Source organism: Rahnella sp. ChDrAdgB13, from assembly GCF_017655185.1.
In the GTDB taxonomy this organism is placed as follows: Bacteria; Pseudomonadota; Gammaproteobacteria; order Enterobacterales; family Enterobacteriaceae; genus Rahnella; species Rahnella contaminans.
Genome location: NZ_JAEMGT010000059.1, coordinates 26,721 through 34,545 on the forward strand (window position 1 = coordinate 26,721; position 7,825 = coordinate 34,545).

Genomic DNA, 7,825 nt, shown 5'->3' on the forward strand with positions numbered 1-7,825 from the left:
AATTCCCGGCTCGTGGCTCAGTCATCTGAAATTACATGATCGCGGACGGGCCGATTTTGGCCATCCACGTCCCCTGGGCAAAGAGCTCGCTGTCATTGTGAAACCCCAGTTTCATCATTGCATTGCGCTTATGCGTGCTGACGGTGCGGATATCCCGGTGGAGTCTTTGCGCGACCCGCGAAACGCTCAGGCCGGAGAACAGATACGCGAGCACGTCCAGCTCACGCGCGGTGAGCGGTGTCGTGGTTTGTCGGGTACCGGAGAGGATTTGCCGCGCACGCGGGCTTAACCACTGTGTTGCACCAGCCAGCACTTCTGTAACGCATTGCTCCAGCGCCAGTACCGGCTCATTTTTGAGCAACAGGCCGTGAGCCCCGGAAGACGCTAAAAGTTCGAGGATCCGGTGGTCACTGTAGTCAGTACAAATCACAATTTTCATGGCCGGACTGGACGTCACGATCTGGGAAAGCAGGCGTAGCCCGTCAAGCACGGATTCCTTTTCACCGCAAATATCCATAATCAGCAACGCGGGCGGCGCGTCGGCAATTTTCTCCGGGATAGCGGCAAGTGACTGAACATAGGTAAAAGGTCCGGTGATCCCGGCGGATTCGACCAGCATTTTTTTCACACCCAGCGCGGTAACCGGGCAGGCATCCATAATAAACGCCCCTTGCGGATAGGCGGCCGCGGCCGCAGAAATGAAGGCATGCTGATGAAATCTGACGCTGTTTAAACTGTTCATAATGTCTTCCTTGTATTTTCAGTGATCCTTCCCGTGCCCGATGGCACGAAACGAATTCCCTTCTGGTGAACAACATCCCTTGTTCACCGCTTTATGAATGCCCTTTCCCGCCAGCCCCTCCGGTAGCAGACAGGAAAGAAGGCGATACTACTGATAGGTAAAGTTAATTTGTGTCAGGCTCACCAGTGAGCCGGGAGTCACCTCGCCGCTGGTGGTGTAAGGCCGCGCGGCCAGCTCGTATACCGCGCTTCTCTGCGCATCGACATCAGCGCTTAACTGACTGCCGGGCGCCAGTACTACCGTTTTATCGACATCGGTGACCAGTTGTACGCCAACGTGGGTGGCCGTTCCGCTGTTGCTGTAAAGCGTCGCGTCTTCCTGCGCCGGTGTGCCGGTGAAATTAGCGATGACGCTGGAAACCGTCGCAGGGCAATTGTTCAGCCTGACCTCAAAGGATTTCCAGTCCCCGCCTGCCCCCGCCGTCGCCAGATCCTTTTTGATAATGAGCTGACCAAAATCCACATCGCGGCTGACTGACGCGGTATCCACAATGCACGGGCTGCTGACGACCTTCCCGTTGATATTCAGATCTGCAGCGCTAGCAGCAGACGCGCTGACCCCCGCTGCCAGCAGCAGAACGCCCTGAATACTTTTTATTGGCTTCATTGAATGTCTCCCATGACGGCCCGTGCCCGCCCGCCGTTACGCCGTTACTGGTAGGTGAAGGTGGCTTGTACAGAACCGATGATCGTTCCTGGCATGACAGAACCGGCGGTCGTGAACGCGCGGGCCTGCAACGGGTAGACCACTTCATGGGTGCTGGCATCAACATCTACCGCGTACGTCGCGCCGTTACCCAGCTGCTTACCTGCCGTGTTTTGCAGTTCCACTTCTACGTTGGTCGCAGTACCGGTATTGGTGTACAGGTTGGCGTTCGCCGTGGCAGGCGTACCGGCAAAAGTCGCGGTGCTGACGGTAGTGGTTGCCGGGCAGTTAATCAGCTTCAGATCAAACGTTTTCCATCCACCTGATTCGCCCGCGGTCGCCAGCGCCGTGGCTTCCAGCGTATCGAGCGTCACCTGCACCGGAGCACCGGCATTATCAACGGTACAGGCAGAGGCCACGACCGTGCCGTTAATGTTGATTTGTGTCGGATCCGCAAAGCTGCTCTGGCTCAGGCCAGCAAAAATGACCAGCGCCAGCGATGAAGTTTTCATAAGTCCTTTCATGTCATTTCCTGTTTTCACGTTAATAAAAGTCATGTTGAAAATTGTGTTTAGTGAACGCGCCGTGCGACGTTATTCGTAGATAAACGTCGCCAGCAGCACACCGTTTATCGTTCCCGGCGTCACATTGCCGTTAACGGTATACGCGCGGGCTTGCAGGTCGAATTCAGCGCCACGGCTGGCCGCATCAATATTTTTTGTATACTGAACGGCGTTACCCAGACGCGTTCCCTCGCTGTTTTGTACTTCGATTTGCGCGTTTCCCGCCGTACCGGCATTGGCATACAACGTGTTGTCAGCGTCATCCTGCGTACCGTTCATCGTCAGGGTCACCGTCGCTGTTGACGTCGGGCAGGCGGTCAGCGCGATGGAAAATGATTTCCAGTCTGACGCTGCGCCCGGTGCCACCAGACTGACCGCCTGGATGTTTTGCCCCAGATCGACATTCAGCCCGCCGGCTGGCACGTTGATCGTGCACGGCGACGCCTTGATGTTGCCGGTAATATTCATGATGGTGTCGGCTTTCGCGGCCTGTGAGGCCAGGACAAAAGCCGCACCCAGCACCAGCGCCGTCACAATCTGCTGTTTATTCCGTTGAGAGTTCATCGTACTCATCTCCTTATCTTTCCTCTGTCAGTCACGCTGCGCTTCGGGCGCAGGCATTACTGAATTTCAGCGCGGATCGTGGCCGTTGCCGTGAAGTTCCCGGTATCTGGCATATTCCCCGTGGTGTTAAAGGGATATAAGTTGATTTCCGATGTTCCCACCTGAGACGTGTAATCCATGTTCAGCGGCAGGAAACCACTCACTGGCGCAACGGTTTTGCCCGCCGCATCCTGAAGTCGCACCGCCACATCACTGTTCGTCGTCGCCAGCGCAGTCGGATCGTTTCCATCCGGTGTGCCCTGGAAGGAAAGGCTGACCTGAACCCCGTCTGAGATGTTGGTACAGGCGACGTTGAAAGCGACATTCTTCGGCGTGAAGTTTTTCGCCATCTCGCCTTTGGTTGAAATATCACCGGACATGATGTCGCCGAAAGGCACGGTGATCACACCGCCGCCGTTGATCACACAGGACTGGGGGACGGTGACCGTTCCGCTCATCCAGACCGTGGATACCGGCGTCGGGGACTGCGTCGTGGCATCGGTCGCGATATACACATCAACAATTTTCGTCAGAGGGATGTTTTGAACACCGACAAAAGGACGACGGAAGTAAAGTGACACCGAGCCTCTGGACCCTGTCGCATACGGGTATTTATCGCAACTGGTCGCCGTATTGAGATTGCTGCGCCCGTCAAAAGGCGTCGCGATAAAGTCGTTCACCTGCCCGGCGATGTACACCTTACTGGCCACCGCGAGGTAGTCGTTGATCGCATAATAGTTCAGCGTTCCGTCGCTGTAGACCATGCCGGTATCCGGCACTTTAGCGGTCGCATATGCGCCGGTGTAGCTGCCGGGACAGGAACAGGTGACGTTATAGTTTCCGCTCAGGTTCCAGGTAAACGCGTCCGGATTCACCATTCCGGCGGTGTTTTGCGCCGGGTCACTCAGCAGATAATCCATGCCGAAGTTATAGGTTTTGGTGCCGTCCGTTGGCTGACAGCTCGCCGCCTGCGCAGTGCTGCTTATCGCCCAGACCGACAGGCTAAAACAGACCAGCGCGCAGGTTTTTCCCCAGAGAGAGATGCGGGGATGAATGATTTCAGACGCCATTTGTACGTTTTCCCTTTCCACTGACTGTTCAGGATGTTGATTATTCATTTCCATATTTCCCCTCACCGGCAGGCTCCGTTAATCATCTGAATCCCCGAACCGGCAGGCTGCTCAGACAGGGTGTAATTCACCTGACACGCTTGTGACGCGCCGCTGCCCCATTTCACATCCAGCTTGCCCGCGTCGGCCAGACCGGACAGATACACTTGTCCGCTATCGCCCACGATGCTGCTGTTGCCGTTTTTACCGGTGCTGTTGGTCGCCATTGCACCAAACGGAACCGGCTGGCCATCGGCACGGGTCAGGGTCATCAGGACACGCTGGCCGACGTTAGGATCGAAGTCCGCACGCACCACCGCGCCGCGGGTCGGGATAACGGCCGTACTGGTCAGCGTCATGTCGACGTCGTCCGGTAACGTTGCAGTATCGAGTGAAATCTGGTTGCGACGGTACGCCGTGGCATACGGCACCACCGCATAACCGCGCCAGTCGGTTTTTACACCGGTGTTGCTGGCAATGCTGACGCCATCCGCACCCGGCGCTTTCACCAGAACAATGGTTTCGCTCAGCGGTTGCGATAGCGTCACGCCGTTTTCATGCACCAGAATGCCGCCCTGCAGGCCGTAATCCATGCGCCGCTGGCTGTTGTCGTAACCGTAACCGGCGTTAACTTCGCCATAACCGCCTTTGTAGTCCGCACTCGCGTACCCGTTGGAACCCTGCCCCTGACTGCCATACCCCTGATTGATGCTGTAGTTCAGGTTGTTATCCGCCAGCGTGGTTCCGCTCAGACCGACGTTTTGCGTGGTGTTGCCGTTCTTGCTGGTGTTGAGGTTGTACGTGGCATAACTGCCTGCCAGCCACTGACCCAGCGGGACGCTGATATTGACCGCGACAATCTGGTCGGTGTAATACGTGCGGTTGCCGTTACTGTCAGTGCCGTTGCGGTTGTAGGTGTAGTTGAGGCCATAAGAAACGCCTTTCCAGGTGTTGTTGTAACCCACGCTGGCAGACTCGGCAGAACGGTTGTTATTCCAGTATTCCTCTTTCACCAGGCTCAGGGACATCGCACCGGCTTTTTCCCATAAGTTCTGGCTCAGCGTCAGTTCTGCGCGGCTCTTCTTATGGTCGGAGTAATAGCCGTTGCCGCCGGAATAGCTTTCCAGCGCCTCTTTCAGGGTATAGAAGCCCTGCGTGGAATAACGGTAACTGGCCAGACTGAAGTTCGTGCCCGATTCAACGAAGCTTTTACCGTAGCGCACACGGTATGACTGACCGCTGTCTTTCGGGTTATCTTCCTGCCTGGTCCAGGCCTGCGTCACGTCCGCCGACAAGGCACCGATGGCCCCGAGGTTTTGCCCGAGTCCCATCGCCAGCGACTGATATTTACTCGCTGCCTGCAAACCGCCGTACACCGTTGCGCCGTGGGGTAAACCATAAATGGCCGTGCCCTGCGTGAACGGCGTTTTCTCAACATCGCTGCTGTAAGAACGGTACTGACCGCTGGTGAAGCTGTATTTCAGATGGCCTTCACGCTGAAGCACCGGCACCGAGGCGAACGGCACAACCAGATTCTGCTCACTGCCGTCGGCTTCTTTAATAGTCACGTTCAGGTCACCACTGCCCGCCGTCGGATACAGGTCGGAAATCGCAAACGCACCCGCGGGCACGTAGCTCTGGTAAATGACGTATCCGTTCTGGCGGATCGTGACCTGTGCGTTACTGCGCGCAATTCCGCGCACGACCGGCGAATAGCCTTTCATGCTGTCGGGTAACATGTCGTCATCCGTTGCCAGCTGAACCCCGCGGAATGGCACGGTATCGAAAACTTCCGTCGGTGAGTTGCTGTCACCGAGCGTCAGCTGGCTTTTAAGCACCTGAATATCGCGCTGTAAATACGTATTAATGGAATCCCAGTGATCGGTCCCTTTGCTGTCGCGGTTCCAGGTCGAATAGTTACGCAAACGCCAGGCACCCAGATTCGCGCCGGAACGCAGATTCAGGTAATACGTATCGGAATTACGGGTGTCGCTATTACGCGCTTCGGTATTCGCCCCGCTGAAACTGTAATTCATCAGGAACGCCGGAATGCCCGAATCCCATTTGTCAGGAGACACGTAACCGCGCGCCTGAGAATTGAGTGAGGCCTGAGGAATGCTGAGATCCAGCCGCTGCTGATCAAAACGCAGTGCCGCAGAAGACTGAGGGATTTCGCCGGTAAAGTTGGCGCACTCATCCGTGGCTGCAATGCCCGGATACATCCCTGTTCTGACGCCCATCTCTTTGAGCATTTCGGTGCTCAGACAAGGCTGAAGGCTCTTTTTACCCGAACTGTTTGTGACGAGTGAAAATACGACGTCTTTGGTATCGACCATCGAACCATTGAGATAAATATCAACGCGGTACGTACCCGGTGGCTGCAAGTCCCCTTCTTCAAAAACAGAAAGATCGGCTTTCCCCTGTGCGGGATTATCAATTTCCAGTAATGCCGGGTTGAAATATTCCGCCGCACTGGCCATTCCTGCACCGCCCATTAACATTGCGAACTGACAGGAAACCAGCCAGGCAATCCGGGAGCGTTTAAAGCCGGTCGAAGTCTTATTCTTCGGTTTTTTGTTCATTCGTATAATTCCATTTTTCAACGCAACCAGACTGACTGGTGCACCCTCCATCCCTTGTCCTGCCCGCACAGCAAAGCTTATCCGGCGACGGCGCAGATCAGAGTGTTGCCACTAACGGCTTGCTGGTACCGCCGTAGTCGTTAATGAACTGCCAGCTCAGTGCGCCGCCGTTCAATGCAGGAACGGCAAAGGTGGCGCTTGATTGCGGTGCAACCATCGTGGCTTCTTTCACGGCAGTGCCGTTAATCTTCACATTGAAGAAAGTGATGTAATGTGCAGAAGGGTTGGTCACCTGCAGGCTGTTACCGACGCGTTTCCAGGTCAGCGTTTTAGCGGCGTCTTCCAGCGAGTCCTTGACGGCCGCCGGGCGGTAAATCAGTTTGATGCGTGTTTTCACCGCAATTTGCAGGGTGTTTTCTTTTTTCTCCGCTGAAGGAATCGATTTAATGTTCAGCCAGTAGAGCGATTCTTTGTTTTCCGGCAAATTGCCGCCCGCGCGAACGACTCGCAGGATATTTTGCTGGTTGCCATCAAGACGGAACAAAGGTGGCGTGACGATAAAAGGCGCCTTTTCACCCTGCGCACCCGTTTCGGTCAGGGCGCCATCGACCCAGGACTGAATGAGATACGGCGTGTGATCCGGGTTACTGATATTGATCGACGCTTCTTTCTTTCCGCCGTCATAAATCAGACGTGTTCCGCCCACGACGATGCCTGCCTGCGCCGCAGACGCGAATGTCATTAATAGTGCTGCCACCGCTGTGACGCGCCATTTATTCATGGTGATTCAACCTGTCTTTGGGATTCATGTAGACCAAGGGTTCAAACAGACCAGAGGCTCTGGAGCCCCTGGTCTGACTTATCTGATCGCCAGGCGATCAGTAAGACTTATTGATAAACAACGGTGAACTGAGTCACGCCGTTTGCATCACCGACAGTTACAGCGTCAGTCAGGGAGATGTAACGTGCAGAGAAGTCCAGGTTGTTAGCGCCGGTGCTGACCAGCGGGTATACAGAGGAGTCTTCGTACAGGGGAACCACTTTGTTCTGGTTGTCAGAAATCTGGATACCTACGCCAGTCGCGGTAGTGTCGCCAGCGGTCAGTGCCAGAATGCTGTTATCACCAGAAACCTGGTTGCCGTCGAAACGTACGGTTGCACCAGTTACAGTGTCCGGGCAGTCAGTCAGAACCAGAGTGAACTTCTTAGGTGCAGCCAGGGTGCCTGCAACCGGGAAAGCTGTACGTGCGATATTGCCCAGGAAGACGTTCTGGTCTTTAGAAGCTGTATCAACAGTACAAGCTGCATCAGTGATGGTGCCGGTGAAGTTTACTGCGCCATCAGCGGCGAAAGCTGAAGAAGCAAAAGCGGAAGCAGCCATCAGGGCAACAACAAGAAGATTCTTTTTCACGATATTTTTCCTATTAACATATTGCTGTCGATACACCTTCAGGGGCTTTGTTGAATAAATCGAACTTTTGGCCGTAATCAGGATCAGATCACCACATTCCCGATCCTGTAG

General features: G+C 55.1%; 8 protein-coding genes. All 8 read right to left on the minus strand.

What is annotated here, in order from left to right:
• Nucleotides 1-31 precede the first annotated feature (31 nt).
• A complete protein-coding gene (locus tag J8X26_RS15865) occupies nucleotides 32-742 on the minus strand; it encodes a response regulator transcription factor (protein ID WP_235937302.1) in 711 nt (236 codons plus the stop codon).
• A gap of 147 nt (nucleotides 743-889) precedes the next feature.
• A complete protein-coding gene (locus tag J8X26_RS15870) occupies nucleotides 890-1,408 on the minus strand; it encodes a fimbrial protein (protein WP_208951359.1) in 519 nt (172 codons plus the stop codon).
• Nucleotides 1,409-1,452: 44 nt separating this feature from the next.
• Nucleotides 1,453-1,971, minus strand: a complete 519-nt coding sequence (locus J8X26_RS15875; RefSeq protein WP_165057092.1) for a fimbrial protein — start codon at nucleotides 1,969-1,971, stop codon at nucleotides 1,453-1,455.
• Nucleotides 1,972-2,040: 69 nt separating this feature from the next.
• The gene (locus J8X26_RS15880; RefSeq protein WP_152325882.1) at nucleotides 2,041-2,574 is read right to left on the minus strand and encodes a fimbrial protein; all 534 of its coding nucleotides are present in this window, start codon (nucleotides 2,572-2,574) and stop codon (nucleotides 2,041-2,043) included.
• 56 nt (nucleotides 2,575-2,630) lie between these two features.
• Complete coding sequence (locus tag J8X26_RS15885; protein WP_208951360.1) at nucleotides 2,631-3,731, minus strand: fimbrial protein; 1,101 nt, start codon at nucleotides 3,729-3,731, stop codon at nucleotides 2,631-2,633.
• 14 nt (nucleotides 3,732-3,745) lie between these two features.
• On the minus strand, nucleotides 3,746-6,304 hold the full coding sequence (locus tag J8X26_RS15890) for a fimbria/pilus outer membrane usher protein (protein ID WP_152325880.1): 2,559 nt from the start codon (nucleotides 6,302-6,304) through the stop codon (nucleotides 3,746-3,748).
• Nucleotides 6,305-6,401: 97 nt separating this feature from the next.
• Nucleotides 6,402-7,085 (minus strand): molecular chaperone, encoded by a 684-nt coding sequence (locus tag J8X26_RS15895; protein ID WP_165057086.1) that lies wholly within the window; start codon nucleotides 7,083-7,085, stop codon nucleotides 6,402-6,404.
• Nucleotides 7,086-7,192: 107 nt separating this feature from the next.
• A partial coding sequence (locus J8X26_RS15900) for a fimbrial protein (protein ID WP_307803479.1) occupies nucleotides 7,193-7,825 on the minus strand: 633 nt, incomplete at its 5' end.

What these genes read in the sequence shown, in the direction of transcription:
- J8X26_RS15865 (WP_235937302.1), bottom strand. Translation starts at nt 742, where the DNA reads ATGAACAGTTTAAACAGCGTCAGATTTCATCAGCATGCCTTCATTTCT.
- J8X26_RS15870 (WP_208951359.1), bottom strand. Translation starts at nt 1,408, where the DNA reads ATGAAGCCAATAAAAAGTATTCAGGGCGTTCTGCTGCTGGCAGCGGGG.
- J8X26_RS15875 (WP_165057092.1), bottom strand. Translation starts at nt 1,971, where the DNA reads ATGAAAGGACTTATGAAAACTTCATCGCTGGCGCTGGTCATTTTTGCT.
- J8X26_RS15880 (WP_152325882.1), bottom strand. Translation starts at nt 2,574, where the DNA reads ATGAACTCTCAACGGAATAAACAGCAGATTGTGACGGCGCTGGTGCTG.
- J8X26_RS15885 (WP_208951360.1), bottom strand. Translation starts at nt 3,731, where the DNA reads ATGAATAATCAACATCCTGAACAGTCAGTGGAAAGGGAAAACGTACAA.
- J8X26_RS15890 (WP_152325880.1), bottom strand. Translation starts at nt 6,304, where the DNA reads ATGAACAAAAAACCGAAGAATAAGACTTCGACCGGCTTTAAACGCTCC.
- J8X26_RS15895 (WP_165057086.1), bottom strand. Translation starts at nt 7,085, where the DNA reads ATGAATAAATGGCGCGTCACAGCGGTGGCAGCACTATTAATGACATTC.